This window comes from Tenacibaculum soleae, from assembly GCF_030549005.1.
Taxonomy (GTDB): domain Bacteria; phylum Bacteroidota; class Bacteroidia; order Flavobacteriales; family Flavobacteriaceae; genus Polaribacter; species Polaribacter soleae.
Map to the genome: position 1 here is coordinate 73103 of NZ_JAUOSW010000003.1, position 26540 is coordinate 99642.

Genomic DNA, 26540 nt, shown 5'->3' on the forward strand with positions numbered 1-26540 from the left:
GCTTTAAAAAGACTAACTATCTTTGCAGCTCTTATAAAAACTTCATAGATATAATAATTATGGCAATGACACTGAAAACACAAGAAGATATTTTAGCAAAATTAAATATTTATGAGTTAAATGAAATGCAACAAAAAGCTATTTCAACAATTGATCAAACCACCAATACAGTAATACTTTCGCCAACAGGTACCGGTAAAACACTAGGTTTTTTATTACCAACCTTAAAGTTAATTGAACCTGATAATAAAGACATTCAAGTTTTAATTTTAGTACCATCAAGAGAGTTAGCGATTCAAATAGAACAGGTAATTCGTGAAATGGGTACAGGTTTAAAAGTAAATGCTGTTTATGGCGGACGATCGATGGCAAAAGATAAGACGGAATTAAAACATATACCAAGTATATTAATTGGTACACCTGGAAGAATTTCAGACCATTTTGCAAATAATCGTTTTGCTAAAGATAGTATTAAAACCTTAATTTTAGATGAGTTTGACAAATCATTAGAAGTAGGTTTTGAATATGAAATGCGAGGAATAATTAATCAATTACCTAATATAAATAAACGTATTTTAACATCTGCTACGCAGGAAGCTGAAATCCCTGCATTTGTTGGCTTAAGCAATCCAACGATGTTGAATTATTTAACAGGTAAAAAACCCAAAAAATTAACCTTAAAAACAGTTATTTCTTCTTCAAAAAATAAAAACCAAACCTTAGTTGAATTGCTGCAACATTTAGGAAATCAGCAAGGAATTATATTTTGTAACTTAAAAGAAAGTATTAATGATGTGAGTGCTTTTTTAACACAAAATAAAATAGCACACAGTTGTTTTTCTGGAGGAATGGAACAAAGAGATCGAGAACGTTCTTTAATAAAATTTAGAAACGGAACAAGTCAAGTTTTAATTGCGACTGATTTAGCTGCAAGAGGGATTGACATTCCTGAAATGAAATATATTATTCATTACGAATTGCCACAACGAATAGAAGAATTTACGCATAGAAATGGTAGAACAGCCAGAGTAAATGCAAAAGGAACAGCGTATGTTTTAAAATGGCAAAAAGAAAGTTTGCCAGAGTTTCTTAAAAACATACCAAATGCTGATATTTCTCAAAAAGAAAAACTAAAACCACGATATTGGGAAACGTTATTTATTTCGGGAGGAAGAAAAGATAAAATATCGAAAGGAGATATTGCAGGGTTGTTCTTTAAAAAAGGAAATTTAACCAAAGAACAGTTAGGTGTAATTGAATTAAAACAAGATTGTGCTTTTATTGCTGTCCCAATAACAGAAGTAAAACAGCTAATTGAAAACTTAAATAATAGACGTTTAAAAAATAAAAAAGTGCGTATTACGTTAGCTTAAACTAAATTTAGAGCTAAAAAAAGTAGTTACAATTTGTAACTACTTTTTTTTAGCTCTCACTACTCAAAATTTCTTTCACAGCAGCTTGATATTTTTTAGGATTCGTAGCTTTTTTAATTTTCTTATAGGTTTTACGTGGATCAGAAAAAGATTGCGAAAAATATTCCCAAAAACCTAACATTTTCATTTTAATAGGCGTTGGTCCAGATAAATATTCGTCGTATTGTTGATAAATTTCATCATGAAACTCGCCAAAACGTTTCCATCTATCTTTCGGATACTCGGTTGTGTTATTTTTAATCATTTGTGGTAAAAACGGATCGGCAATTAAACCACGACCAATCATAAAATGTGTAATACTCGGAAAACGTTGTTGCATTGCTTTAAAACCATCGACAGAAGTAATATCTCCATTATAATATAGTTGATGTTTAGAAACATCAATACATTTCTGAAAAGCATCTAAATCAACACCGCCTTTATACAATTGTTTTCCTATTCGTGCGTGAATAGCTATATTTTTTAAAGGATATTTCTCTAAAATAGGGAAGGAGTGTAATATTTCTTCGCTGTTTTCATAACCCATTCGCATTTTCATAGAAACTACAATATTAGTTTCGTTATGTACTTTGTGCAAAACTTCATCTATTCTTGCGGGATTACAAATCAATCCAGATCCCATTCCCGATTTTGTAACCATTGGGTATGGGCAACCTAAGTTCCAATTCAATTCCTTGTAACCTAAAGTTTGCACATATTTAGCAACAAATAAAAACTCATCAGGGTCGTTGGTAATTACTTGCGGAATAACGGTTAAGGTATCGTTATTTTCAGGTAATAAATCACGTTCATAACTCGATTTAATTTTCATTTTTCCGTTTAAACGAATATAGGGCGCGTAATACGTATCAATACCTCCAAAATATTTATGCTGTGCATTTCTAAATCGAAAATCGGTAAAACCTTGTAAGGGTGATGAAAGTAGGGTAAAACTCATAAATATTTAATAAGTTGCAAATATAACTTACTTATGGTTTACAATTAACTGTAAACGATATACTTTTGTTAAAGACACCTGCATCAAAAAATAAATGATAAAAAAAATGAAATTGTATAATTTATTAGAAAAAGTTTATCTAAATCCTAAAAAACTATTTTTAATAGATGCTATGGGAGCATTATTGTCAGCCTTTTTATTAGGAGTTGTTTTGGTAAAATTTAAAAATTTATTTGGAGTTCCTGTTTCAGTATTGTACTTATTAATTTTATTTCCAATTATTTTTGCTGTTTATGATATTCTGTGTTATTTAAAAGCAAAAAACAACCTCAAATTATTTTTAAAAACAATAGCCTATCTTAATATCTTATATTGCTTTGTATCAGTAGTGATTTTATTAAACAGATATAAACAAATTACTTTTTTAGGATATAGCTATTTTTTAGTTGAAATTTTAATTATTCTAACACTTGCTAACTTTCAAATTAAGGTTGGCAATAAATTAAAAAAATAAGAGAGATTGTACATTTACTAATTGCAAATGAATAAAGTTATTTACACCATACAGAAACATAAATTAAAGCTACTATTTATTAGCATACTATCACTTGTATACTATTACTGCTTACCTAAAAAACTATTTGTAACTCCAATAGCAACCGTAGTTACTGACAAAAATAATGAATTATTAGGAGCAGTTATTGCAGATGATGGGCAGTGGCGTTTTCCTGAATTAGACTCTGTTCCAGTAAAATTTGAACAATGTATTTTACAATTTGAAGATGCTTATTTTTACAATCACTTCGGATTTAATCCAGTATCTATTGGAAAAGCATTTGTTGAAAATGTAAAAGCTAAAAAGGTAATTCGTGGCGGAAGTACACTTACGCAACAAGTAATTCGATTATCACGTAAAAACAAAAAACGTTCTTATTTTGAAAAGTTTCAAGAATTAATATTAGCAACACGATTAGAATTTCGATTATCAAAAAAAGCAATTTTAAAATTATACGCTTCACACGCACCTTTTGGCGGAAATGTAGTGGGGTTAGAAATGGCTTCTTGGCGTTATTTTGGGTTGCAATCACACCAATTATCATGGGCAGAAACTGCAACTTTAGCTGTTTTACCAAATGCACCTTCGTTGATATATCCGGGTAAAAATCAACAAATACTAAAAGAAAAACGAAACAGATTGCTTAAAAAATTATATGAAACAGCTATTATTGATAAAACTACTTTTGAGTTATCGTTGTTAGAAGAAATTCCTAAAAAGCCCTATAATTTACCCACTTTAGCAGCACATTTTGTACAAGAAGTAGCCCAAAAACACAAAGGGAAACAGTTGCAAAGCTCTTTAGATATTCATTTGCAAAAACAAGTAAATAGTTTAGTTAAAAAACATTATGAACGTCAAAAACAAAATGAAGTTTATAATATGGCGGTTTTAGTTTTAGATGTTAAAACCAGAAAAATATTAAGTTATGTAGGTAATAGCCCAACTGATAAAGCACATCAAAAAAATGTAAATAATGTAATTTCTGCACGAAGTACAGGAAGTACTTTAAAGCCTTTTTTATATGCACAAATGTTACAATCGGGAGCAATTTTACCAACGCAATTAGTGGCAGATGTGCCTACCGAAATAGCGGGTTATACGCCTAAAAATTTCGATTTATCTTTTGATGGAGCTGTTCCTGCAAATCAAGCATTAACTCGTTCGCTAAACATCCCTTCAGTACGAATGTTACAATCATATGGATTAGAAAAATTTAGAGCAGATTTAAATGAATATTCGATTCGAGACATCAATAAATCGGCTAATTATTATGGATTGTCATTAATTTTAGGTGGGGCAGAAGCTAGTTTGTGGGATTTATGTAAAACTTTTGCAAGTTATGCAGGTGTTATAAATCATTATGAACAAACAAAACATAATTATTATTCGAATGAATTTACAGAGCCTAGTTATATAAAGTCAGATAAAATATCTTTTGGAAACGTTCAAGAAAATGAAACTCATATTGATGCTGGAGTTGCTTTTACAACCTTAAATACATTAACAGAAGTTAACAGGCCTTTTACCGATCAGGCTTGGAAATATTTTGATTCTTCGCAAAAAATAGGATGGAAAACAGGTACCAGTTTTGGTAATAAAGATGCTTGGGCAATTGGTGTTACTCCGAAATACGTAGTTGGAGTTTGGATTGGTAATTCAGACGGAGAAGGAAGACCCGATTTAACAGGAGTAGGTAGTGCGGCTCCTTTAATGTTTAATGTTTTTGATGTGTTACCAAAATCGAATTGGTTTTTAGAACCCTATGAAGCTTTAGTTGAAGAAAATATTTGTCAAAAAAGCGGCTATTTGGCATTGCCTATTTGTAAATCAGTTGTAAAAAGAATACCCAAAAACGGTGTGAGAGCAAAACCTTGCCCGTACCACAAACAAATTACGGTAGATCTTTCAGAAAAACACCAAGTAAATTCTAATTGTGAATCGGTTGCTAACATGAAAACCAAAACTTGGTTTGTTTTACCACCTTTAATGGCACATTATTATCAACAAAAAAATGCAGATTATAGTATATTGCCAAACTATAGAAAAGATTGTAATGAGTTGCTAAATAACACGATGGATTTTGTGTTTCCAACAAAATATCGTTCAAAAATATCGTTAACAAAAGGGCTAAATAATAAAGTAAATCCTGTGATTTTAAAAGTTACACATGCCAATGCAGATGCTCTTTTATATTGGTATTTAAACGATGTTTTTATAGGTGAAACTTCTCAATATCATGAACTAGCGATAACACCGAAAAGGGGGAATCACAAAATTATCGTGATTGATAATTTAGGAAACGAGAAAACCCGATTTTTAGAAATATTATAAATTAATTATCAGAAGCTATTTCCCGCTTTCCGCACTCGCTCTCTGCGAGGAGCTCAAACAATTGCTACAATCGGGGCTAGGATTTTTATTAGTTTTTAGAAAATTCTAGTTTTTTCTCACAAACCGTTTTTTTCAAACGAACACCATAATCTGCCAATGTTTTAATTTCTTTAATACCAGCTAATCGTTCTCTTCCTATTATTAATAAACCTTTGTTATTACCTTCAATATGATAGTATTTGTTACTCTCAAAAAATAAAATAAGTTCATCTGAAAAAAACTGTTTTATTTCAGATTCATTTTTTCCTGATAAATAAAAACGCTTTGAAAAATCAGGGTGCTTATCAATATCAATATCTTTAAAACCAGTAAAATGATATATATATTCAAAAATACCTTCTTTATCTAATGTAAACTCAGGTGTATATTTTTCAATATCAATATACATCATGGTTACCTTAATTACTTGTTTTGCAATTAATTCACCTTCAGAAAATTCAACATCAAATAAAGAGCAATTTTCATTTGATAAAATATTTGATATTTTACTAATCTTTCTAGTTTTAAAATACCCAAAATGCGGAATTTTAGTAACTTCTTCTTCAGGAAAAGCTTCATATTTCCATCTTAATTCACTACAGATGTTTTGTAGGGATTTTTGTCTTTTTGTTAATATATTTTTATTTTCTTGAATTTGAAAAGGATTATTTTTACGTAAAGCAAACGGATGTTCGCTTCCTGTTTTATAACCATCTAAACCAATTACTTCAAAATGACCACCTTTCCGCTTAAAGGTTTCTGCATAATTGTTAAGATTTTCCATTACAGAATGATCTATAAAATCACACAAAGAAAAATCGATAATAGCATCTTCACTTTCAGGTATTTGATCTAGTTTAGATTTTAATTTAGTATAGTTTAAAAAGCTAGAAAAGTTTTTAACTGAAACATAATATTTATCATCTTCTTTAAACATTAAAACATTAGGTTTTAATAAGTTTCTAATAAATAGCGTGATGTTTTTATTAATAATTATATGAATAATAAAAGTTATGCATATTCCTGCTAAAATACCTGTAATTAAATTGGTTGTAATTGTGGTAAGGAGAGTTGCTAAAAATATAATTAACTGTTCTTTACCTATTTTAAATACTTTTTTAATGTTTTCAGGTGAAGCTAATTTATATCCTGTATATACTAAAATAGCAGCTAATGCAGGTAGCGGAATTTTACGTAATTCGGTGGCAAAAAGTAAAATAAAAACAATTAAAAATGCTGCATGAAAAAAGTTAGCAGATCGATTACTACCTTTATTATTTACATTTACAGAGCTACGTGCAATTACAGTAACAACATTTAATCCACCTAAAAAACCACTAACAACTGTTGCTAAACCCAAAGCACGAATGTCTTTATTTATATTTGAACGTCTTTTTAAAGGGTCTAACTTGTCAACCGCTTTAATACTTAGTAAACTTTCAATACTTGCAATTAAAGTAATGGCAATAACTGCATTAATAAATTCGAACTGATATACTTTACCAAAATCAGGAAAAGCAAAATTTGATAAAACATCATCAGGTAAATTTATTAGTAAACTTTTATCGATAGGATATGCAGTGGTCGCAACCAAATCGTAATAATAATACAAACCAACACTTAAAACTACAATCCACATTGGAGCTGGAATTAATTGAAAATATTTATTACGAATTTTACTATAAAAAATCATAATTAATAAACTAATTACTCCTACTAAACCAGCATAAAAAACACTTGTATTGTCTGTTTTAATTAAGTTTATAATTCCACCAGGAACTTGCATTAGTAATTCAATAATACTTCCTTTGGCGTTTAAATTACCAAACATTACATGTATTTGTTTGGCAAAGATACCAATACCAATAGCCGCTAACATTCCTTGAATAGCGGAAGATGGAAAAAAATCACCTAAAGATCCCATTCTAAGAAAACCAAGAATAATCATAATAACACCGGAGAAAACAATGGCAGCTAACGTGTATAAATATCCTTGTTGCATATCACCAGCACCAAGAGTTGTAATTGCGGCTAAGACCACGACTACGAGTCCGTTACCAGGCCCAGTAATTGTTACATTAGCACCTCCTAAAATAGCTACAATAATACCGCCTACAATAGCAGCAATTGCACCAGATATTGGTGGAGCTCCAGAAGCTAAAGCTAACCCAAAACCTAAAGGAAGTGCAATTAAAGAAACAACAAAACCAGCAAAAATGTTTTGCGGTATTTCATTTAAAAATGTTTTAAAACGTTTTTCTTTTTTCATTATTTAACAATTAAAACATCGGTTGGTAATTCTGATAAAATATATTCTAAATCATGCGGAAAAATTCGATCTAAAAGACCTGTTTTTTTAGGTGCACTCATTACTAATAAGTCAGCTCTTTTAATTTTTGCATAATGCCCTATACAATAACCTCTTCGACCAAAAATACTTTGAGTATTTATAGTAATATCTTTAGTATCTATACATGCTAACATTTTATGAACACGTTCGTCTTCCCGTATTTGTAAACGTTCTTTGGTTAAGGTTGCCTTACGCAATGAAATATCATCGTTAACTTTTACATTTAATTCAGTCTGACTAATCTCTTCAACAATAGTTACTTTTTTACATCCCAATTCTTTTGAGATATTGAAAGCAACTTTAATTGTTTCTTCAGTTTTTTCATCTTTCAAACCACTAACAACAATGTGTTTACAAACAACGCTTTTTACAGAAGGTTTTAAGAGTAATAAAACAGAACAAGGAGCTTTACGGGTAAGTTTTCGGGCAATAGAACCTACATAATATTTGTATATTTTCTCTTTTTGTAAAGCACCTAGTATTAATAAATTTACATTTTCATTTTTTATAGTTTGTAAAATAACATCAACAGGCTTTCCTTCTTGCCAAATAACTTTTAATGGAAACTTTGGTTTAGGAGCTTCGTTTAATAATTGTTGTAGTTGTTTTTCCTTTTGGTCAGATTTTTTTCCAACATGAACACCAATTAATTGTGCATTAAACATATTTGATAACCGAATTGTTTCAAATAAGTTGGCTTTTAAATTGGGTGAAAAGGCAATACCTATAAGTATATTTTTTGTCAAAGTATAAAATTTAAAACGCTCGAAGATATAATTTTCTTGTTGTTAAAAAAAAAATTACTTTTACAAGAAAATAACATTTATGATTGAATTGGCAGGAATTATAATATTAGGAATTTTAGCGCAATGGTTTGCTTGGAAATTTAAGATTCCGGCAATTTTACCTTTAATTATAATCGGGTTGTTTGTTGGGCCTATAGCTGCTGAATTTTTTAATGATGATGGTAGCAAATGGATAGAGCCTGTTTGGAACGGTAAAAAAGGATTGTTTCCTGGAGAAGGGCTGTATTATTTTGTTTCATTAGCCATAAGTATTATACTTTTTGAAGGAGGATTAACTTTACGTAGAGAAGAAATTAAGAATATAGGCCCTGTAATAACTAAATTAATAACCTTAGGTTCGAGCATTACTTTTTTTGGTGCAGGTATTATTGCACATTACACTTTTAACTTAAGTTGGGAGCTATCTTTTTTATTTGCTGGTTTAATTATTGTAACAGGTCCAACAGTTATAACACCAATTTTAAGAAATATTCCGCTAAAAAAAGATGTATCCGCAGTTTTAAAATGGGAGGGTATTTTGATTGACCCAATAGGAGCTTTGGTTGCGGTATTAGTTTTTGAGTTTATTAGTGTTGGTGGTGGTGCTGGATTTACACAAACAGCATTGTTAGAATTTTTAAAAATTCTTTTATTTGGTACTACTTTTGGATTTACATTTGCACATGCTTTAATATTTATTATCAATAAAAAATGGGTACCGCATTATTTATTAAATGTAGTTTCATTATCTACTGTTCTTTTAGTTTTTGTTGAATCTGAAATATTTGCTCATGAATCAGGCTTATTAGCTGTTGTAGTAATGGGAATGGTATTAGGTAACAGTAAGTTGAAAAATTTAAAAGAGATACTTTATTTTAAAGAATCTTTAAGTGTACTATTAATTTCTATATTATTTATTCTTTTGGCAGCAAACATGAATATTGAAGAGTTAATGCTACTATATAGATGGGAAACATTACTTCTTTTTGCATTAATTGTATTTGTAATTAGACCTTTGGCAGTTTTTGTAAGTGCCTACAATTCGAATTTAAAAATTAATGAAAAATTATTTATAAGTTGGGTAGGACCAAGAGGTATTGTTGCAGCAGGTATTGCTTCGTTATTTGGAAGTAAGTTATTAAAGCAAGGTGTAGCAGGAGCAGAATATATAACCCCTCTTGTTTTTATGATTGTTTTAGGTACCGTATTGTTAAACGCAACCACTGCAAGATTATTTGCTAAAATGATAGGTGTTTTCTTAAAAAAATCGAATGCTATTATGATTATTGGAGCTTCAGATATGGCACGACTTATAGCAGTATATCTAAAGAAAAATAATAGAAGAGTTGTTATTATCGATTCAAATAAAGATAATATTGAAAAAGCTAAAAATGAAGGTTTAGAGTCTTTTCAGGTAAATATTTATGATGATAATTTAACCGATAATATTGAGTTTAATGACGTAGGATATTTATTATCTGTAACAGGTAGTGATTCTATTAACAAATATGCAATTTCTAATTTTTCGAATACCTTTGGTGAACAAGGAGCGTATCGTTTAGCAAGTTCTCAAGAAATTATTACTAAAGAATACGAAAATAAAGCACAATTATTTACCATTAAAGATGATTATTTAAATTTAATGGACACGGTAAGAGAGTTTCCTGAGATTCATGAAACTCCAGTAAATTCTATTGAAGAGTATAAAAAGAAAATTAATGAAATTTATGCAGAGTTGAAATCAATTCCGATTTTAATGAAAAATAAAAATAATGAAATTTTATTAATATCAGAATTCGAAAAGAAAGTTACTACAATAGAAAATTGGAAGCTAGTTTACCTTGGTAAAGAATTACAAGTCTAAACCAAAAGTATTTTTTAACTTTTCTAATAAGGGATTAATTTCCTTTAGTTTTTCGTATTTTTCTTGTGGTGTGTAGGCAAACTTTTTTTCTACGGTTTCATTAACAACTACTTTTATTTGAATACCGTAATTGTTTAATTTTTCACGTAAAAATCTGGTTAGTTTAGATTTTCCTCGTTCTAATTGAGCTTTCATTAAATCGTTAGGTAACGAAAAAATAATGGTAAATGATGTGTCTAATTGTGGTTCACCAGAAGCTAATATAGCCGCTATACTACGCTCACCAAGCTCTTGTAGTTTAAAGTAGTATTTTTTCCACGCATCTTTAAGCTCCTCATGTGTAAAGGGGGTTTTAGGGTGGTTTTCAAAATTTTCATCATCATCGTCAATGGTTTTATAAACCTTTTTTTGATGTACACTTTTTAATGATAAAGCAGAACTACGTCGCTTTATATTTTTTAAAAGAGGTTTTGTTGATTTTGGAGCACTTTCTTTAACAACAGCCTGATTTATTTTAACTTTTTCAGGTGTATTTGTAACTGGTTTTTCAACTTTATTTGTTACTGTTTTCTTTATTGATGGAGATAAAGAAGTAAAAAAAGTAGCTGGAATTATGTAGTTGTTAGATTTTTTTTTTGCTCCATCAAAATTGATAGAGGCTATTTGCATTAAGGTTAATTCTACCAACAAACGTTGATTTTTACTGCCTCGATATTTTAAATCACAATCATTAGCTTTATCAATTGCGGGAACTAAAAATTGCATGTTAGCTTTTTTAGATTGCTCTAAATATTTCTTTTTAGTATTGTCGCCAACTTCTAATAAAGGTATGGTAGCTTCATCTTTTGCAACTAATAAATCTCTAAAATGTGATGCTAATCCGTTTATAAAATGATGTCCTTCAAAACCTTTGCTTAACACATTATTAAACGCCATTAATACTTCAGGAATTTTATGTTCAATCAATAAATCCGTGATATTAAAATATACATCGTAATCTAATACGTTTAAGTTTTGTGTAACAGCTTCGCGAGTTAAATTACTACCAGAAAAACTTACTACTCTATCAAAAATAGATAAAGCATCACGCATGGCTCCATCAGCTTTTTGAGCAATTACATGCAAAGCATCATCATCGGCAGTAATATTTTCTTTTGCACAAATAGTTTTTAAATAATTTTTAGCATCTAAAACACCGATTCGTTTAAAATCAAAAATTTGACAACGAGATAATATAGTTGGTATAATTTTATGCTTTTCGGTAGTCGCTAAAATAAAAATAGCATGTGCAGGCGGTTCTTCTAAAGTCTTTAAAAAAGCATTAAAAGCAGCTTGTGAAAGCATGTGCACCTCGTCAATAATATATACTTTATATTTTCCTGTTTGTGGCGGAATTCGAACTTGATCGGTTAAGCTACGAATATCATCAACCGAGTTATTAGAAGCAGCATCTAATTCAAAAATATTAAAAGCAAAATCTTCATCAGCATTGGTTTCAGCATCTTCTTGATTAATGCGTTTTGCTAAAATTCGTGCACAGGATGTTTTACCAACACCACGGGGTCCTGTAAATAATAATGCTTGTGCTAAATGGTTATTTTTTATAGCGTTTTCTAACGTATTTGTGATGGCTTGCTGTCCAACAACATCCTCAAAGTTTTGAGGGCGATATTTACGCGCTGATACTATAAAATGCTCCATTAATTTACATTGTTTATATTAACAAAAATAGAAAACCCGATATTAACTAACAAACAATTTTCTTAATGAAAGCCTAAAGTTGTAAACAATTGTATAAACTTATCTTTGCGTACGACTAATGTTTAAAATATATATAATATGAAGCGATTTAAAACAACTACATTTTTTGCAATTCTATTTTTCAGTTTATTATTGATGAATTTTTCAAGAATTAAAGAAAAAAAGAGTAGCAACATTAATGAATCAATATCACAAGAAACTAAGGTTGCTTATTTTGCAGGTGGCTGTTTTTGGTGTGTTGAAGCAATTTTTGAAAGTGTAATAGGCGTAGTGGAGGCTGTTTCTGGGTATGCAGGTGGATTTACAAAAAATCCAACGTACGAAAGTAGTAATACGGGTAAAACAGGACATGCAGAGGCTGTGGCTGTGTATTATAACCCCAAAAAAGTAAGTTTTAAAACGTTGGTTGATGTTTATTTTGGTTCACACAATCCAACTACAATAAATGGGCAACATCCTGATTATGGTTCGCAATACAGGTCGATTGCTTTTTATAATAATCAACAAGAAAAAATGATTATTGAAAACAAAATTAAACTACTAAATATCGAAGTTTATAACGGACAAGTAGTGACTGAAGTAAAAAAGATAAAAAAGTTTTACAAAGCAGAAGACTATCATCAAGATTACGAAAAAATGCATCCTGAAAACCCTTATATTCAAAATGTTTCAATTCCCAGATTGAATCGTTTTAAAAAGAAATTTCCTCAATTACTTAAAAAGTAATTGAGGAAATTAAAAAAAAATAAACTTTTGTTGTTTATAAAAGCGTAAATAGTTTTATCTACCTGCTACTATGATAGGAAAAGTAGCTTCAATATCAGTCTCTCCACCAGCATTTGTCATATCTCCATCGGCAACATTATCACCATTTTTAGTTGGTTCATGTTTTAAAATAATTGTATAACTACCTGTACCAGTAGCACCTGTTTTTACAGTAAATTTAACTCCTAACGGATTTCCATCAGTATCAATATCATCTTCATTATACATAAATGTACTTTCTATACCTGAAGCTGTATAAAAAAACTGGTGTTCTTCAGCTTCTTCTATAACTTCTAACGTAATGTTATCAACAGGACTTTCATTTTCATTTAATAATGTAATAACAGCACTATAAGTAGTGTTTGCCATTAAAGTACCTCCGGTAATTTCAGGTTCTCCATGTTCCTCTTCGTGCTCTCCTTCTTCATGTCCTCCTTCTTCATGATCTTCTACATTTTTCCATTCTAAAGTTACAGGATCTCCAGTTTCAGGAGTTAAAACAACTTTCATAGTTGTAATTAATTCTTCATCATGGATGTGCTCTGGATCACTATCAGAACAAGAAGTTACAATAATTGAACTGATAAATAATACTGCTAAAAGTTTAATATTTTTCATTGTTAAGTTTTTAATAATTAATTTTAATTTGAATTTTAAAGTTTCTTCCTAAATCATCTGCATAATAACGCAATCTGTTTAAGTAATTTCTGTAAGATTGATTTAATACATTGTCTATCGAAAAGTTAAGATTTACTTTTGTTTTAGACATGTTAAAATCAAATCCAGAAGAAAAGTTTAATAAATGATATGCCTTTGGCGGAGTACTAATATCTACAAGTTTACGGGTGTTTGTAGCTGGAATAAAAGCCATGAAATTGTTATCAGGATACTCATTTTGCCTAGCATTAAACTCACTTTCTATGGCTGCATAAAAATTACTCCAATTTTCTTTTTTAAAGAATAATGTTGTTGCCGTTTTAAAAGCAGGTATATCAATTAAAGCTCTTTTGTTTGTTAAATCGCGTCCTTTTATGAACGACATCTTATTGGTAATATTAAAATTGGTAGTTACATTGTACTTAACACTAGTGTCTAAACCTAATAAATGAGCATTTGTTTGCTTGTATGACCAAACAGGAAATGCGCCACGTAAAGTAGTTTCAACACCAGTAGGTTCAATGTAAATAAAATCGGTTACATAATTATAAAATCCTTCTAAAGCAACGTTTAAATTATTGTTATTAAACTTATAAGTTGCTGAAAACCGGTTAGATGTTTCAGGTTGCATTTTTAAATCACCAAGTTCTATTCTAGCAGCAGAATGGTGTAAACCATCGCTAAACAATTCTGATGCGTTAGGCGCTCTGTTTGATAAACCATAATTTACTAAAATAGCATTTTGATTATCAATTGTATAAGATGCACCTAATGAGGTAGAAATATTATGATAATTAAATATCGGGTTTACTAAAAAATCAGATGGATAACTACTGTCATCAATAATTAAATGACCAAATTCTTGCTGATAGTTTAAGGAATTCCATCTTGATTTTCTATAAAACTTTTTTGCATTAATTCGTTCAAAATCATATCGAACACCAGCGTTTAAAACAATGTTTTCAAACCTAAAGTCGGTTATAGCGTAAGCATTCAGATTATATTTATTATAATCGGGTATAATTCTTTTAACTCCAGATTTAGGATCCGAAAAATTATTTTGGTATGCTCCACTAATTCCAAATTTATAAGTATTTTCAGAATTTGAATCTAAATTGATATCACCTTTAAAAGAGTGTGTTTTTAATAATAAATTGGTTGCAGCAATTGAGCTACGTCCACCTCTTCTTATATCAAACTCTAACCTTTCGTTTTGTTGATAATCATATTGAAAAGTTAATTTTCCAATACCTTTTAAACGTTTGTAAACTTTTGCTTTTAACAATTGGTGTGTTACCTCTTGCTTTGGATTATTAATAGTATAGCTAAAATCATCAATAACAAATGGTACATCACTATTTAAAGCTTTAACTAAGTCAGAAACGTTACCTATATGCGATGCACGAAGTATACCTATTTCGTTAGTAGTATTGCTGTAAAAAAGCTCAAAACCTTCATTAAACTGCTTAAAACCAGTATGGAATGTAAAGGCTTTAGCATTTAAACCGGTATTGGTAAGGTTATAATTTGGTGTTTCAAAATCGCCCGCTCTTTTATAAGAAACTTGCCCATTAATAAACCAACCTTTTTTATAACTTTTATGCAAGCTAGTTGAAGCGGAAAATAAATTACCGTTGCTTTGTTGTGAAACAATTGTTTTACCAAATAAAGTATCTTTTAAAATTACTTTTGAAGGATTTACAATAATAACTCCACCAATAGCATCACCTCCATACTGTAATGCATTAGCTCCTTTTATAACAGAAATGCTTCCAGCAGCATTAATGTCAATATTAGGTGCATGCTCAATACCCCATTCTTGATCTTGTAATCGAACTCCATTAAAACTAGTTAAAACTCTACTACTATGTAAACCATTAATTATTGGTTTAACAATTGTATTACCAGTATTTATTGATGATACACCAGCAACATTTTTAATAGCATCACCTAAAGAGGATGCACTAAATTTTTCTAAAGTTTTTGTTTTTATTAATGTTTCTTGAGCTGTTTTTGTTTTTAAACCAACTGTAGTTTTAACAGTAACTTCATTTAACTCTTCAATATGGTGTTCTAAGTCTATAACTTTATAAATGTTTTTTACAACATTTAGTTCCAAGATTTTTTTATCACAAGCTACGTGAGAAATTTCGACAATAATTTTACCTGCACATACATTGTTTATAGTAAATTTTCCCTCAAAATTAGTAGTGGTATACTTATTTTGGTTTTTTATGTAGATTGTAGCATTTACAATAGCAGATTTGTCATGAAAATCTTCTACTAAACCAGAAAAAGTATAGTTACATTTTTGGGCTTTTACTATAAAAACAGATGTAGTTAGTAAAAGTATAAATAATATACTTTTAAGTTTCATCCAAAAGTTTTAATTGTAATTTATAATTATGTTAATTTTAATTAAATAATTACAACAGGAGGTGCTCTAGATGATTTGTTAGAAGAGTAGTTAGTTATTAATTGCTGTGATTTATAATTAGCTTTTTTTGCAAAAACTAATTCATTAACTAATAAACTAGGCTTATTAAGGTTATAATAAAAAACAGTTAACTGTAAATGTAAATCACTACAATCATTTTCTAACTCGTGTAAATGTTGTTCTGTTTTTGAAATACAAACCACGTGCTCATGCTTGTTAAGTGCATGTATTACTTGTATTGCTGTTGGTAATAACAAAGCAAACAAGAAAAATGGAATTATGTATTTTTTAAGTTTTAACATATTGTGCAAATGTATAAAAAAAACCACGACTTATAACTTAATAAGTTGTGGTTTTAAATCTTAAAATTTTATTAATTTTATTTTTTGCTACCTCTCATTTTCATATTTAACATTTCAACAACTAAAGAAAATGTAATAGCAAAGTATAAATAACCTTTTGGAACGGTACCTACTTCTTCTCCAAAAAGAGTAGCATGTGATAAATGAGCTCCTTCAGCAATTAACATAAACCCTATTAATATTAAAAATGATAAACCTAACATTTGTATCGTAGGATGTTTGTTTACAAATTTACCCACAGGATTGGCAAATAACATCATAATAACCATTGATAAAATTACTGAAGCAATCATAATAATCATCGATCCTTCAACACCATTAGTCATTCCTACTGCTGTTAAAATAGAGTCAAATGAAAAAACAATATTTATTAAAGTTATTTGAATAATAGCCTGACTTAAGGTATACCCCTTTTGTGGTTTGGTATCAGTTTCTTCTTCAGATAAACCTTCTACTTTATGATGTATCTCTTTGGTACTTTTATAGAGTAGAAAAATACCTCCTGCAAATAATATTAATGCTTGCCCAGTAAAACCAGCCTTAAACCAAGAAAAATCGACATGAAAAAGTGGTGCATTCATTGCAATTAATAATGAAATACCAAAAAGTAAGGCAATACGTAAAAGCATTGCTAATACTAAACCAATATTGGTTGCTTTTTTCTGTAATTTTTCTGGAAGTTTATTAGCCGCAATGGTTATAAATATAATATTGTCAATACCTAAAACAATTTCTAAAAAAGTTAAGGTTATTAAAGCTCCCCATGTATCTGCTTGTAAAAATATTTCCATCATTTAGTCAACTTTATATACGGTTCCTTTTTGTTTAAAATTTGAATAACCAATTTTTGCTGTAAAGTTATACGAACTATCAGTTACTTGTGTTATTTGAACAAATATAGGATCTTTATCTAAATCAGTTTTTGGTGTTTTCATTCGCAATGAATAGGCGAAGTTATTTTTCCATTTGATAAAAAGAGTATCAATATGTTTAACTTCTTTTTCTGTAACTAAACTATCGGTAGATATACTAACTTTTTTAGAGTATTCTTCTATCTGTAAGCTGTCTTTTCGTACAATAGTAGTTTTTCCATAATTATCACCTGCAGGAATTTCAAACGTTCCGTATACAAAACGTTTCGGGTCACCTTTTTTTTCTGGAGTACAAGAGTAAACTAAAAAAACAACTAAAAAACTAAGTAAATATCTCATTAAATTCCTGTGTAATTAGCTGGTGTAATAGCTTTTAATTCTTCTTTAATTTCAGATGAAACCTCTAAAGTGTCAATAAAGTTGGCAATTGATTGCTTGTTTATTTTTTCGTTAGTACGTGTTAAACCTTTTAAAGCTTCGTATGGATTTGGATATGCTTCACGACGTAATATTGTTTGAATAGCTTCTGCTACAACCGCCCAATTATTTTCTAAATCTTCAGCAAATTTTGCTTCGTTTAAAAGTAATTTATTTAATCCTTTTAAGGTAGATGCAAAACCAATTAATGTATGTCCAAAAGGCACACCAACGTTACGTAAAACTGTACTATCGGTTAAATCACGTTGTAATCTTGAAATTGGTAATTTTGCTGATAAATGCTCAAAAATAGCGTTTGCAATTCCTAAATTTCCTTCTGAATTTTCAAAATCAATAGGGTTTACTTTGTGTGGCATTGCTGACGAACCAACTTCACCTGCTTTAATTTTTTGTTTAAAGTAATCGTTTGAAACGTAGGTCCAAACATCTCTATCTAAATCAATTAAAATTGTGTTTACACGTTTTAATCCATCATATAAAGCAGCCATGTGGTCATAATGCTCAATTTGTGTTGTAGGAAAAGAGTGGTGTAAGCCTAAAATATCTTCAACAAAGTGGGTTCCAAAGTTTTTCCAGTCAATATCAGGATATGCAACTTTATGTGCATTAAAATTACCAGTTGCACCACCAAATTTAGCTGCATGTGGTGTGTGTTGTATGTGTATTGCTTGGTTGTTAATACGTTCTACAAAAACAAAAAATTCTTTTCCTAAACGGGTAGGAGAGGCTGGTTGTCCGTGCGTACGAGCCAACATTGGTATCGCATTCCACTCTTCTGATAAATCGGCTAATTTACTTACCAAAGTATCTAAAGTTGGGTAATAAACTTCATCCATCGCATCTTTAATTGATAGTGGAATAGCAGTATTATTAATATCCTGTGAGGTTAATCCGAAGTGAATAAACTCTTTGTGTTTTTGTAAGTTTAAAGCGTCAAATTTTTCTTTAATAAAGTATTCAACTGCTTTTACATCATGATTAGTAACCGCTTCAATATCTTTTATTTTCTGAGCATCTTCAGTCGAAAAATCTTCATATATTTTACGTAAATCGGCATATAAATCTTTATTAAAATCAGCCAATTGAGGTAAAGGAATTTCACATAAAGCAATAAAATACTCTATTTCAACTTTTACTCGATATTTTATTAAAGCTTCTTCAGAAAAATAGTTGGCTAAATCGGCAACTTTATTACGGTATCTACCATCAATAGGAGAGATGGCGTTTAATTGTGTTAAATTCATGTTTTGTTGTTGAGTTGTAAGTAGCAAAAATAGAAAATACTTGCTTTATTTAACCGATATATGTCAGGAATTTTAACGAAACACTTTTCGCTTTAAAATTTTAAGAGCACCTTTTTTTTCTAACAATTTAATTACTCGTATTACTGTTTCTACTCGTAACCCTAAAATATCAGCTATTTGTTGTCGGGTATAGTCAACTTTAAAGGTAAAATTACCGGATACTTTATAAACATCATTTTTTAAATAATCAATAAAACGAAGTACACGATGTGCGGGTTCTTGACTAGATATTTCAGAAGCTATAATTGCTTTATAATATAAACGTTTTGCTAAACTTTGTGTGATTTTTAAATGAATTTCAGGGTTTTCTTGAAGTAATTTAAAAAGGTTTTCTTTAGGGATTACTAAAATTTTACTTTCAGATATAGTTACTGCATTCGCAGGATATTTAACATCTATAAACAAAGGAGGTTCGCCAAAACTTTGGTTTTTATAAAAAATACCCTGAATAAATTCTTTGCCGTCATCATTGTAATTATTCATTTTTACAGCACCACTACAAATTTGAAAATAATTATAAGCTGTGTTATTTTCAGCAAAGATATTTTCCCCTTTTTTAAATTCTTTAAATTGAGCGCTAAATTTCAGTAAAAGTTCTTCTGGTATCATTATGATTTAAGTCATAAATTGCAATAGTGTAAAGATATACTTTTACGGCAGATTAATATAGTTTTTAGATGGATAAAAAAGAAATTGAAAATAGAGAAGATGTTTATTTATTAGTATCAACCTTTTATGATAGAATTAAAGAAGATGATTTTATAGGGCCTATTTTTTTAAAAACTATTCCTGATGAAAAATGGGAATCACATTTACAAAAGTTGACCGATTTTTGGGAAACAAATCTTTTTTTTGTACGAAAATTTAAAGGAAACCCAATGAAAGCTCACAAAGATTTGGATACGAATTTTAATCATAGTATTTCTCAAGAACATTTTGGTAGGTGGTTGCAATTATGGTTTGAAACTTTAGATACTTATTTTACTGGAAATAAAGCAAATGAAGCAAAAGAAAGAGCACGAAATATTGCATCAATGCTCTTTTTTAAAATGTTTGAAGCTAAACCTAAAAAATAATTTGATAAATTATTAATAAAACATTTATTAAAATAGTTACAAAAAAGGACCAAACTACTGTTTTTAAACTACGCTGGCTTATTGCTACTGCATTGGCACCCATAGCTGAAATACAAGTTATGGCTAGTATAAAAACATTTACATTACCATGTACAGCAAGTGCAGCTGAAAAAGATGCTATCATACTGCTAATCATCAATAAAATTAATGAAATTCCAAAGGCGTTTTCTTTTTCTTGTGCTATTTTGTGGTTTATAGTACTTAAAAAGTTAAGTTTATAAAATTTAAAAGTTGAGTTTTGTACGAGTATTTGTTCTGTTGTTATCATGCCTAAAAGTATTTTGATACAAAATTAAGAATGAACACGTTGTTTGTTTTATGACCTAAATCATAAAGTAAAAACAAGTTTGACGCACTTTATTTGATTGCTTTTTTTATCTTCACAAACTAAAATATTTTTTAGTGGAATCTACAACTATCATTTATATTGTTTTGGCAGTTTTGCTTAGTACTGCCATTGCTTTTTTTCAATATTTTTATAAAACCAAAGGCAATCCGAAAATAAATATATTACTTTTTGGGTTAAAATTTATTAGCCTGTTTTTATTGTTTTTGTTATTTATAAACCCGAAAATAAAAACAATTGAAACAACAAATAGTAAACCTGTTTTAAATGTTTTAGTTGATAATTCATTATCTACAAAATATTTTAAACAAGAAGCAACAGTAGCAACTATTTTAAAAGAGATAAAAAATAATAAGGAAATTCAACATAAATTTGATATACAGCCGTTTTCTTTCGGAAATCAAGTATCTGTAATTGATAGTTTGTTGTTTAATGAGCCTCAAACGGATATTTACAGTGCAATAACTTCGGTAAATGAATTATATAAAAATAGGTTAAATGCTACTGTTTTAATAACAGATGGTAATCAAACTAAAGGAAATGATTATGAGTTTTTAAATTCTAAAAATAAAATTTTCCCTGTCGTTGTTGGTGATACAACACAATATCAAGATATTGAAATAACACAATTAAATGTAAATAAATACAGTTATATCGAAAATAAGTTTCCTGTAGAAACTTTATTATATTATAAAGGAGATGAAAAAATCACCACAACTTTTTCGATTACACACCAAGGAAAAAAAGTGTTTTCAAAAAAACTTGAATTTTCTCCATCAAAACCTACACAAACAATTTCAACCAATATATTAGCAGCAAAAAAAGGTATTCAATACTACACAGCAACTGTTAGTAAAATTAAAGAGGAAAAAAATACTAAAAATAACTCTAAAAGTTTTTCGGTTGAAATTATTGATGAGCAAACTAAAGTATTAATTTTAAGTTCGTTTTTACATCCTGATTTAGGAGCCTTAAAAAAAGCAATAGTAAGTAACAAGCAACGTAAGGTTGATATCGCTTTACTTAAAGATAAAAATATTAATTATAATGCGTATCAATTTTATATTTTATACCAACCCAATAGCTCTTTTAAGCAAGTTTTTGAAAAAATAAATTCAAATTATTTAATTGTTTCTGGTACAAAAACAGATTGGAATTTTTTAAATGCTGAAAATATCGGAATAACCAAAAAAGTAATTAATCAAACCGAAGATTATCAAGCTATTTATAATGATGCTTTTTTAACTTTTTTACAAAAAGATATTGGTTTTAATGATTTTCCGCCTTTGTTAGATAAATTTGGAGAGGTACAGTTTAAAGGCAAGCAACAAACATTATTATATCAAAAATTTGCAGGTGTTAGCACTACACAAACGTTATTAACAACAATAGAAAATAATTCTAAAAAACATGCTGTTTTATTGGGAGAAGGAATTTGGAAATGGCGTGCAGCAAGTTTTTTAAAAGAACAATCTTTTGAGGTTTTTGATGCTTTTTTAGCTAATTTAGTACAGTATTTAGCATCTAATAAAAAGCGAAAAAGATTAACAGTTAATTGTGCACCTATATACCCATCAAATGCGTCCATAAACATAGCTGCTTTTTATGTTGATAAAAATTACCTTTTTGATAACAGAGCTTCGTTAGAGTTAACGGTAACAAATGATGCATTAAAACAGCAAAAAATAATTCCTTTTTCATTAGTTAATAATTCCTATCAAGTATCGGTAGCAAATCTTACTTCAGGTAATTACTCTTACAAAGTGTCGGTCGTAAATCAAAACATTCATAGCGTAGGGAAATTTAAAATTACCGATTATCAAATTGAAGAACAATTTACGAATGCGAATTATAAAAAATTAAATTCTTTGGCTTTAAAAACTAATGGGAAGCTTTTTTACCCTACTAATATCAATAATTTATTAAGTGAATTATCGAATGATAAATCGTATTACACAGTGCAAAAATCAATTACTAAAAAACAAAATTTAATTGATTGGAAATGGATACTATTTTTATCAATTGTATTATTTTCATTAGAATGGTTTATCAGAAAATATTATGGTAAAATATAAAAACCTGATAATTTAAAGTAGTTAAATAGATTTTTTTTATCGAAATTTGTATAAAACAAAAAACATGAAATTTCACACACGAAAATGGATTAAACCAGAAGATTTAAACCCGAATGGAACCTTATTTGGAGGGCGTTTGTTACAATGGATTGATGAAGAAGTAGCTTTATATGCAATTATTCAATTAGAGATACCTAAAACAGTAACTAAGTTTATGTCTGAAATTGATTTTGTAAGTTCAGCAAAACAAGGAGATATTATTGAAATAGGTATTGAAGTTGTAAAGTTTGGAAATTCATCAATTACTTTAAATTGTGAAGTAAGAAATAAAATTACGCATAAAACAATTATAGCTATTGATAAAATTATAATGGTTAGTTTAAATGATAATGGGAGTCCTGTTGCACACGGAAAAACAAAAGTAGAGTATGCTAAAGATAGGTTAAAATAATAAAGCTATTAATTATTTTTCTATTTTTGTAGTACTTTAAATCTATAGGTTTGAAAAACATTAGCATCATCATATTAACATTGTTGCTGCTTGTACCTCCAGTACAAGCACATACAGATGCTATTATTTTTAATGATGATAATGTGCCAAAAGTTCATGTCAATACTATGGATAAAGCACATTCTGAAAGGCATCATCAAAATGATACCGAAGAAGAGAAAAATACCGAACATCATCATCATTGTATCTCGTTAGGCATTTCAAGCGCTATTATTATATCAGAATTTAAATTTCAATTTGTAAAATATTTTCAAGTAAAAAAGAAAATTCATTTTTATAAAGTTTTAAATGCATCTAATTTTTTAGATGAACTTCTTCAACCTCCGCAGATTTAATTAATTATAAAACTTCAATTTTTTATTGAAATCAAGGCATCTTTTTTATTTAAAAGATGTCTAATTACACACCTATATTTATAATTAATTAAATCATATAAAAATGATAAAAAAAATAGCTTTAACCTTATGTATAGGGTTATTTACCATGAATTTAATCGCTCAAAACTCAATTAAGATACAAGTAATTTCAGATGAAAAAGAACCATTACCAGGCGCTTCAATACTTATTAAAAATACAACATTAGGTAGTGAAACAGATTTAAACGGAGTAACAGCCATAAATAATATTCCAACCGGAAAACAAACATTAATTGTTTCTTTTATTGGTTTTGAAACGGTAACAAAAACAATTCAATTTCCAACATCAAAAAAACAAATTATTATTGAACTTCATGAAGATGAAGAGTCGTTAGAAGAAGTTGTAATTCAGTCGACAAGAAGTAAGCGGAGTATTGCTGAAATACCAACCCGAATAGAGGTTGTTAGTGCCGAAGAACTTGGCGAAAAAACAATAATGAACTCAGCCAATATTGCCATGGTTTTACGTGAAAGTACTGGAATACAAATGCAACAAACCTCTGCAAATTCTGCAAATCAATCAATAAGAATACAAGGGTTAGATGGTCGATTTACGCAGCTTTTAAAAGACGGATTTCCTTTATTTGGTGGTTTTTCAAGTGGATTAAGTGTTATGCAAATTCCGCCTTTAGATTTAAAACAAGTAGAAATTATAAAAGGAAGTTCGTCAACATTATACGGTGGCGGAGCAATTGCAGGCTTGGTAAATTTAGTATCAAAACAACCTACTGAAAAAAAAGAAATCAGTTTAATGTTTGATCAAACTTCTCGTGGTGGTAGTACTTTAAATGCTTTTTATAGGCAACGATTTAATAAATTTGGAATAACATTATACGGAGCAACTAATCATCAAAATGCTACGGATGTAAATAATGATCATTTTACAGATATTCCAAAAGTAAGAAGTATCAGTTTTAATCCTTCATTTTTTTATTATCCAAACGAAACAGAACAGTTGCGCTTAACATTAAATGCATCAATCGAAAAAAGAATAGGAGGAGATGTTGATGTTATTAATGATAATATGTCGTCAGATCACAATTTTTATGAAGAAAATAAATCACAACGTTATGCATCGCAAATAACTTATAATAAAGATATTTCTGATAAAAAAACAGTAACACTAAAAAACAGTATAAGTTATTTTAAACGAGTGTTAAGCTTGCCTACGTATCAATTTAAAGGAAATCAAATAGCAACTTTTACAGAAGCAACTTATAATGTATACGATAGCACTTCTGATTGGGTTTTTGGGGGGAATATTAGTACTGAAAACTTTAAAGAAGATAAAGTAACAAATTTGAATCGTAGTTACAATCAATTTTCAGTAGGTGGTTTTGCTCAAAACAATTGGAGGTTTAATAAAAAAATGACGTTAGAAAGTGGTTTAAGAACCGATTATAATAATAATTACGGAACTTTTATACTACCTAGATTATCATTTTATATTAAATTTAATGATACTTTTTCAAGTAGAATAGGTGGTGGGCTAGGTTATAAAATACCAACCATTTTTACCGAAGATGCTGAACTACGTTCATATCAAAATGTAATGCCAATAAATGTTACTGATTTTAAAGCTGAAACTTCTATAGGTTTTAATGCTGATGTAAATTATAAAACTAAAATATTAAACGATAATGTATCAATATCATTTAATCAATTGGTTTTTTATACACAGTTAAAAAATTCACTTTTATTAGAAAAAAACGGAGTTAATTACCAATTTAAAAATGCATCAAGTACATTAAATAGTTATGGATTAGAGTCTAATTTAAAATTAAAATACAACGATTTTATATTATTTACTAATTATGCCTATAATAATGTAAAGCTAAATAATACCCAAAAAGCATTAACTCCAGCACATAGTATTGGTGGTGTTTTAATGTATGAAGTGCACGATAAATGGCGAATTGGTTATGAAGCATATTACAAAAGCTCACAATTAAGAAATGATTTAACAGCGACACCTAATTATTGGACTATGGGGTTTATGGTAATGCGTACTTTCGGAAAAATTAGTTTGTATACAAATTTTGAAAATTTTACCGATACCAAGCAACAAAATTATCAATCAATGGTTAATGCGCCACATAATAACCCAACCTTTACAGATATTTGGGCGCCAACAGATGGATTTGTTTTTAATGCAGGAGTTTTAGTAAAACTATAAAAATTAATCACAATCATTTTATAGTATAGAATTGAATTATACAAAAGTGATTGTGATTAATTCTGTATATTTGAAGTTAGAACAAATAAAAAAATGAACAACAACAAACAATTAGAATTACAGTTACCAAAAGGAGGAATTTTATTAGGAATTTTAGCCGTAGTAGCAATTATAACTTTTACAAAAGCAACAGTAACCATAGGGCCTGGAGAAGGAGGAGTTATTTTTGAAACTTTAGGAGATGGTATTAATACCGATAAAACTTATGGAGAAGGTTTTCATATAGTAGCACCTTGGAATAAAATGATTATAAGAAAAGTACGTCAACAATCAATTTCTGATGAGATGAATGTACTTTCTGTAAACGGATTAGAGGTAAAAGTAAACGGAACTATTTGGTACGAACCTGAATTTACTAACTTAGGAATGCTAATTAAAACTAAAGGTGAGGATTATGAACGTGAATTGTTAGATCCAGCAGTTAATGCTGCAGCAAGAAGTGTTGTTGGTCGTTACACACCAGAGCAATTATACTCTAGTAAAAGAGATGTAATTGAACAAGAAATTTTAGATGAAGTAAAATTGATTTTAAAAGATCAGTTTTTAATTGTTAAAAGAGTTTTAGTTGAAGATGTTAAGTTACCTACAACTATTAGAACAGCTATTGAAACCAAGTTAAAGCAAGAGCAAGAATCTTTAGAGTATGAATTTAGATTAGCAAAAGCAAAAAAAGAGGCTGAAAGACAAAAAATTGATGCCGAAGGTAAAGCGGTAGCAAATAAAATTTTAAGTGCATCATTAACTGATAAAATTTTACAAGAAAAAGGAATTGAAGCAACTTTAAAATTATCGGAATCACCAAATAGTAAAGTGGTATTAATTGGTGCTGGTAAAAGTGGAATGCCTATTATTTTAGGAAATCAATAATATCTTAAAGTACTTAAGTAAAAAAGCGAACTCAATTTGAGTTCGCTTTTTTTATATCA

At 29.1% G+C, this 26540-nt stretch carries 23 protein-coding genes; 11 read left to right on the forward strand and 12 right to left on the reverse strand.

Translation table 11 applies throughout. The annotated features are described in order from the left end of the window. Positions 1-59 precede the first annotated feature (59 nt). On the forward strand, positions 60-1373 hold the full coding sequence (locus tag Q4586_RS04895; RefSeq protein ID WP_303526864.1) for a DEAD/DEAH box helicase: 1314 nt from the start codon (positions 60-62) through the stop codon (positions 1371-1373). A 49-nt stretch (positions 1374-1422) separates the two neighbouring features. On the opposite strand, the gene Q4586_RS04900 is transcribed toward Q4586_RS04895, so the two are convergent. Next, the gene (locus Q4586_RS04900) at positions 1423-2370 is read right to left on the reverse strand and encodes a tRNA dihydrouridine synthase (RefSeq protein WP_068705349.1); all 948 of its coding nucleotides are present in this window, start codon (positions 2368-2370) and stop codon (positions 1423-1425) included. A 106-nt stretch (positions 2371-2476) separates the two neighbouring features. Between Q4586_RS04900 and Q4586_RS04905 the strand changes: the two genes are divergently transcribed. Next, a complete protein-coding gene (locus Q4586_RS04905; protein ID WP_303526868.1) occupies positions 2477-2884 on the forward strand; it encodes a hypothetical protein in 408 nt (135 codons plus the stop codon). Positions 2885-2911: 27 nt separating this feature from the next. After that, positions 2912-5260, forward strand: a complete 2349-nt coding sequence (gene pbpC / locus Q4586_RS04910) for a penicillin-binding protein 1C (RefSeq protein WP_068705350.1) — start codon at positions 2912-2914, stop codon at positions 5258-5260. An 88-nt stretch (positions 5261-5348) separates the two neighbouring features. On the opposite strand, the gene Q4586_RS04915 is transcribed toward pbpC, so the two are convergent. Both Q4586_RS04915 and Q4586_RS04920 read right to left on the reverse strand, forming a co-directional pair. Next, positions 5349-7568 (reverse strand): SulP family inorganic anion transporter, encoded by a 2220-nt coding sequence (locus Q4586_RS04915; protein WP_303526872.1) that lies wholly within the window; start codon positions 7566-7568, stop codon positions 5349-5351. Then, positions 7568-8395: a universal stress protein gene (locus Q4586_RS04920; protein WP_303526875.1), complete on the reverse strand. Its 828-nt coding sequence runs from the start codon at positions 8393-8395 to the stop codon at positions 7568-7570. The genes Q4586_RS04915 and Q4586_RS04920 overlap by 1 nt, the downstream gene beginning before the upstream one ends. Before the next feature lie 79 nt (positions 8396-8474). On the opposite strand from Q4586_RS04920, the gene Q4586_RS04925 reads away from it, so the two are divergent. Then, positions 8475-10298 carry a cation:proton antiporter gene (locus tag Q4586_RS04925; RefSeq protein ID WP_068705356.1) on the forward strand — a complete coding sequence of 608 codons (1824 nt, stop codon included), beginning with the start codon at positions 8475-8477 and terminating at the stop codon, positions 10296-10298. Here the strand turns inward: Q4586_RS04925 and dnaX are convergent. Beyond that, a complete protein-coding gene (dnaX, locus tag Q4586_RS04930; protein WP_068705358.1) occupies positions 10287-11999 on the reverse strand; it encodes a DNA polymerase III subunit gamma/tau in 1713 nt (570 codons plus the stop codon). The genes Q4586_RS04925 and dnaX overlap by 12 nt on opposite strands. 138 nt (positions 12000-12137) lie before the next feature. On the opposite strand from dnaX, the gene msrA reads away from it, so the two are divergent. Further along, on the forward strand, positions 12138-12785 hold the full coding sequence (gene msrA, locus Q4586_RS04935; RefSeq protein WP_438273380.1) for a peptide-methionine (S)-S-oxide reductase MsrA: 648 nt from the start codon (positions 12138-12140) through the stop codon (positions 12783-12785). A gap of 54 nt (positions 12786-12839) precedes the next feature. Here msrA and Q4586_RS04940 read toward each other — a convergent pair whose 3' ends face one another. From Q4586_RS04940 to Q4586_RS04970, 7 genes are all read right to left on the reverse strand, one after another. Further along, entirely contained in the window at positions 12840-13442 is a 603-nt protein-coding gene (locus Q4586_RS04940) for a hypothetical protein (RefSeq protein WP_068705362.1), read from the reverse strand. Between the two features lie 10 nt (positions 13443-13452). Next, on the reverse strand, positions 13453-15858 hold the full coding sequence (locus Q4586_RS04945; protein WP_068705364.1) for a TonB-dependent receptor: 2406 nt from the start codon (positions 15856-15858) through the stop codon (positions 13453-13455). Between the two features lie 41 nt (positions 15859-15899). Beyond that, positions 15900-16220 (reverse strand): hypothetical protein, encoded by a 321-nt coding sequence (locus Q4586_RS04950; protein WP_068705366.1) that lies wholly within the window; start codon positions 16218-16220, stop codon positions 15900-15902. Positions 16221-16297: 77 nt separating this feature from the next. Continuing rightward, a complete protein-coding gene (locus tag Q4586_RS04955) occupies positions 16298-17071 on the reverse strand; it encodes a TerC family protein (RefSeq protein ID WP_218059525.1) in 774 nt (257 codons plus the stop codon). 3 nt (positions 17072-17074) lie between these two features. Continuing rightward, on the reverse strand, positions 17075-17491 hold the full coding sequence (locus Q4586_RS04960; RefSeq protein ID WP_068705370.1) for a hypothetical protein: 417 nt from the start codon (positions 17489-17491) through the stop codon (positions 17075-17077). Continuing rightward, complete coding sequence (purB, locus tag Q4586_RS04965; protein WP_303526886.1) at positions 17491-18834, reverse strand: adenylosuccinate lyase; 1344 nt, start codon at positions 18832-18834, stop codon at positions 17491-17493. The genes Q4586_RS04960 and purB overlap by 1 nt, the downstream gene beginning before the upstream one ends. A 72-nt stretch (positions 18835-18906) precedes the next feature. Beyond that, positions 18907-19503, reverse strand: coding sequence for a Crp/Fnr family transcriptional regulator (locus Q4586_RS04970; protein ID WP_068705374.1), 597 nt, complete (start codon positions 19501-19503; stop codon positions 18907-18909). 68 nt (positions 19504-19571) lie between these two features. Here Q4586_RS04970 and Q4586_RS04975 point away from each other — a divergent pair, with 68 nt between their 5' ends. Further along, on the forward strand, positions 19572-19970 hold the full coding sequence (locus Q4586_RS04975) for a group III truncated hemoglobin (RefSeq protein ID WP_068705375.1): 399 nt from the start codon (positions 19572-19574) through the stop codon (positions 19968-19970). Here Q4586_RS04975 and Q4586_RS04980 read toward each other — a convergent pair. Then, positions 19960-20298, reverse strand: a complete 339-nt coding sequence (locus tag Q4586_RS04980) for a hypothetical protein (RefSeq protein ID WP_303526889.1) — start codon at positions 20296-20298, stop codon at positions 19960-19962. The genes Q4586_RS04975 and Q4586_RS04980 overlap by 11 nt on opposite strands. A 134-nt stretch (positions 20299-20432) precedes the next feature. On the opposite strand from Q4586_RS04980, the gene Q4586_RS04985 reads away from it, so the two are divergent. From Q4586_RS04985 to Q4586_RS05005, 5 genes are all read left to right on the forward strand, one after another. Next, complete coding sequence (locus tag Q4586_RS04985) at positions 20433-22451, forward strand: VWA domain-containing protein (protein WP_303526893.1); 2019 nt, start codon at positions 20433-20435, stop codon at positions 22449-22451. Between the two features lie 64 nt (positions 22452-22515). Continuing rightward, the gene (locus Q4586_RS04990) at positions 22516-22902 is read left to right on the forward strand and encodes an acyl-CoA thioesterase (protein WP_068705379.1); all 387 of its coding nucleotides are present in this window, start codon (positions 22516-22518) and stop codon (positions 22900-22902) included. 50 nt (positions 22903-22952) lie between these two features. Beyond that, on the forward strand, positions 22953-23297 hold the full coding sequence (locus Q4586_RS04995) for a hypothetical protein (RefSeq protein ID WP_141677697.1): 345 nt from the start codon (positions 22953-22955) through the stop codon (positions 23295-23297). 103 nt (positions 23298-23400) lie between these two features. Further along, entirely contained in the window at positions 23401-25554 is a 2154-nt protein-coding gene (locus Q4586_RS05000; protein WP_303526900.1) for a TonB-dependent receptor, read from the forward strand. A gap of 93 nt (positions 25555-25647) precedes the next feature. Continuing rightward, positions 25648-26481 carry a prohibitin family protein gene (locus Q4586_RS05005; RefSeq protein WP_068705385.1) on the forward strand — a complete coding sequence of 278 codons (834 nt, stop codon included), beginning with the start codon at positions 25648-25650 and terminating at the stop codon, positions 26479-26481. Positions 26482-26540 lie beyond the last annotated feature (59 nt).

Bases quoted from the DNA above. Each gene is read 5' to 3' on its own strand.
- Q4586_RS04895 (WP_303526864.1), top strand. From the start codon at position 60: ATGGCAATGACACTGAAAACACAAGAAGATATTTTAGCAAAATTAAAT.
- Q4586_RS04900 (WP_068705349.1), bottom strand. From the start codon at position 2,370: ATGAGTTTTACCCTACTTTCATCACCCTTACAAGGTTTTACCGATTTT.
- Q4586_RS04905 (WP_303526868.1), top strand. From the start codon at position 2,477: ATGAAATTGTATAATTTATTAGAAAAAGTTTATCTAAATCCTAAAAAA.
- pbpC (WP_068705350.1), top strand. From the start codon at position 2,912: ATGAATAAAGTTATTTACACCATACAGAAACATAAATTAAAGCTACTA.
- Q4586_RS04915 (WP_303526872.1), bottom strand. From the start codon at position 7,568: ATGAAAAAAGAAAAACGTTTTAAAACATTTTTAAATGAAATACCGCAA.
- Q4586_RS04925 (WP_068705356.1), top strand. From the start codon at position 8,475: ATGATTGAATTGGCAGGAATTATAATATTAGGAATTTTAGCGCAATGG.
- dnaX (WP_068705358.1), bottom strand. From the start codon at position 11,999: ATGGAGCATTTTATAGTATCAGCGCGTAAATATCGCCCTCAAAACTTT.
- msrA (WP_438273380.1), top strand. From the start codon at position 12,138: ATGAAGCGATTTAAAACAACTACATTTTTTGCAATTCTATTTTTCAGT.
- Q4586_RS04940 (WP_068705362.1), bottom strand. From the start codon at position 13,442: ATGAAAAATATTAAACTTTTAGCAGTATTATTTATCAGTTCAATTATT.
- Q4586_RS04945 (WP_068705364.1), bottom strand. From the start codon at position 15,858: ATGAAACTTAAAAGTATATTATTTATACTTTTACTAACTACATCTGTT.
- Q4586_RS04950 (WP_068705366.1), bottom strand. From the start codon at position 16,220: ATGTTAAAACTTAAAAAATACATAATTCCATTTTTCTTGTTTGCTTTG.
- Q4586_RS04955 (WP_218059525.1), bottom strand. From the start codon at position 17,071: ATGGAAATATTTTTACAAGCAGATACATGGGGAGCTTTAATAACCTTA.
- Q4586_RS04960 (WP_068705370.1), bottom strand. From the start codon at position 17,491: ATGAGATATTTACTTAGTTTTTTAGTTGTTTTTTTAGTTTACTCTTGT.
- purB (WP_303526886.1), bottom strand. From the start codon at position 18,834: ATGAATTTAACACAATTAAACGCCATCTCTCCTATTGATGGTAGATAC.
- Q4586_RS04970 (WP_068705374.1), bottom strand. From the start codon at position 19,503: ATGATACCAGAAGAACTTTTACTGAAATTTAGCGCTCAATTTAAAGAA.
- Q4586_RS04975 (WP_068705375.1), top strand. From the start codon at position 19,572: ATGGATAAAAAAGAAATTGAAAATAGAGAAGATGTTTATTTATTAGTA.
- Q4586_RS04980 (WP_303526889.1), bottom strand. From the start codon at position 20,298: ATGATAACAACAGAACAAATACTCGTACAAAACTCAACTTTTAAATTT.
- Q4586_RS04990 (WP_068705379.1), top strand. From the start codon at position 22,516: ATGAAATTTCACACACGAAAATGGATTAAACCAGAAGATTTAAACCCG.
- Q4586_RS05000 (WP_303526900.1), top strand. From the start codon at position 23,401: ATGATAAAAAAAATAGCTTTAACCTTATGTATAGGGTTATTTACCATG.
- Q4586_RS05005 (WP_068705385.1), top strand. From the start codon at position 25,648: ATGAACAACAACAAACAATTAGAATTACAGTTACCAAAAGGAGGAATT.